We start from the raw sequence: 2580 nt of genomic DNA on the forward strand, positions 1-2580 counted from the left end.
GTGTCTCACCGAGATGCAGTGTTCCCTGCGCCGTGTGGCGAAGGGTCTCAAATGAGTCTCGCTTCCGCATCGCACTTCGACGTCCATGCCGTTCGCGCCCAGTTCCCCGCGCTCACGCGCCCGGGCGCTCCCATCTATTTCGACAACGCCGCGGGCACCCAGGTGGTACAGACGTGCATCGATGACATGACACGCTACCTGGTCGAGATGAACGCCAACTCGCATGGCGTCTTCGAGACGTCGCGCCGGTCGGACGCCTGCATCGACGACTGCCGCGCGGCCGTGGCCGACTTCGTCAACGCAGAGCACCCTGACGAGGTGGCCTTCGGGGGCAACATGACCACCCTCACCCAGATCTTTGCCCGTGGATTCGGGCGCGATCTGGGACCGGGCGATGAGATCATCACCACGCGCATCGAGCACGAAGCCAACGTCTCGCCCTGGCTCGCCCTCGAGGAGCGCGGCGTGAAGGTGCGCTTCGTCGCGCTGCGACCCGACGACGTCACCCTCGATCTTGACAGCCTCGCTTCGGTGCTCAGCGAGCGCACGCGCCTCGTGGCGGTGGGGCGGGCGTCGAATGCCTTCGGTACGGTGCATCCGGTGGCCGAGGTTGCGCGCATGGCCCATTCCGTGGGGGCGCTCTGCTTTGTCGACGCGGTGCACTACTCTCCTCACGGCCCCATCGACGTGCAGGCTCTGGGGTGCGATGTGCTGGTGTTCTCGGCGTACAAGATGTTCGGACCGCACCTGGGGGTTCTCTGGGGGCGTCGCGAGGTTCTGGAGCGGGTGCGTCCGTACCATCTTCGCACCGTTCCGCCCGAATGCCCCGGCAAGTACGAGACGGGCACCCAGAACAACGAGGGCATCAGCGGATTGCACGGGGCGCTCCGCTACCTCGAGTCGCTCTCCGACAGTGCGGTCCCAGACCGTCAAACACGGCTCCGCGACGCCATGGAGCGTGTGCGTCAGGTCGAAGAGACGCTTAGCCTGCGCCTGCTCGATCTGTTCGCTTCCCATCGAGATGTGCGCGTGCACGGGATCACCGATCCGGGGAGAGTCTCCGAGCGTGTTCCCACCTTCGCCATCACGGTGGCGGGCCACCACCCGCTTGCGGTGGCCGAGCACCTGGCCGCCGCAAACATCAACAGCTGGAACGGCAACAACTATGCCCTCGAGCCCATGACCGCGCTCGGGCTCGAGGCGTCCGGCGGCGCGGTGCGCATCAGCCCGGTGCACTACAACACGTTCGAAGAGATCGACGCGCTCGACCGCGCGCTGGGGGCTCTCTGACAACGGCCGCAAAGGCCGATCTCCGCTCAGATGGATTGCTAGAAGTGCAGCTTTCGTCCGCGCGTCTAGCTTGAGCTGCGTCTGTTCGTCGTCGATGCGAATGCGCTCGCATCTGGGTTCAGCCGATGTTTGTGGGTCTTCCTCGCAGCAGCCAACCAGCGCGACAGAGGTGTTTGGGGCGCACTCGTGGTGGACAAGGGCGTGTCCCCCACGGTGGCGTGGTGGACAAGGGCGTGTCCCTCAGTGCCGCAGGGTGCGTGCGCGTTGTCCCCCACGGTGGCGTGGTGGACAAGGCCGTGTCCCCCACGGCCTCGTGGTGGACAAGGAGTGGCACTGCGGCCTCGAGGTTGACTGAGTCTGGTTGGGGCGATCTGAACGACGTTCGCCAAGGCGAAGGCAGTGCGCGAAGGTGGCTTCAGGTTCCCTGTCGGAAGCGCGGTCCTACGGAGTTCGCGCGTGTTTCACTGGGTGGCGACCCCGGAGCTCTTGTCAGGGTTTTGTTTTTTTTGAGGACGAACCGGGGGAGGAACTGGGTGACGACGCGACGGGCGCACAGGCGGTTGGGTCTGGTGTGTGGATGTAACAGGGCGTTGTGCACCTTTTTCTGCGCGAAAAAACCTGGCGTCAGTCGTCTGAGGCGTCGTACTGCTGCGCCGCGTTTCAATGTGACGCCTCTGGCTGTCATGTGACACCTCCAGCTGTCACATCGCGTTTCAATGTGACAGCCCTGTCTGTCACGTGACACCTCCAGCTGTCACTTAGCGCTTCACTGGGGTTGCAGAGCACGCAACGGCCTTCGCTCTGAGTGGACCCTCGGTATCGCCTTCGCCCCTTCGCCCTCGTCCCCGTCTTCGAAAAAAACATCTGATTGACGAGGGTCTCGGGATCGCCTCTCTGGTGACACTGCACGAGCTCCGCAGGACCTGCGTCTCGCGAGGGGACCTGCAGCCACAAAGGCGGCTGTCCCCCAGCCAGATCTGCTGTGTCCCCCACGGTGGCGTGGTGGCCAATGCTGTGTCCCCCACGGTGGCGTGGTGGACATACGCGTGATCCGCCAAGCCGTGTAAAGAGCATCCGATCGCATTCCAATGCACGCTTGAGAAGGTCGCACGCCACTGCGACAGGAGCCTCTCGGGTTGCTGCGTGCTCAGCGGCGAAGCCAATGCACCCACGGGCCTGGGTCTCCCCGCAACTTCACCTTCTTGACGTTGGCCAGGCTCTGATCAAGCGCCCAAACCAGCCGTCATCCCCGGCACCCGTCGCGTCAATTTGGCGGGAACCCAAGGGGGT

Annotated in this window: 1 protein-coding gene; it reads left to right on the forward strand. The window is 64.4% G+C overall.

Translation table 11 applies throughout. From position 1 onward, the window contains the following. Window positions 1-51: 51 nt before the first annotated feature. Window positions 52-1290 carry a cysteine desulfurase-like protein gene (locus EB084_23455; GenBank protein NDD31218.1) on the forward strand — a complete coding sequence of 413 codons (1239 nt, stop codon included), beginning with the start codon at window positions 52-54 and terminating at the stop codon, window positions 1288-1290. Window positions 1291-2580: the final 1290 nt, after the last annotated feature.

Source organism: Pseudomonadota bacterium, from assembly GCA_010028905.1.
Lineage (GTDB): Bacteria > Vulcanimicrobiota > Xenobia > RGZZ01 > RGZZ01 > RGZZ01.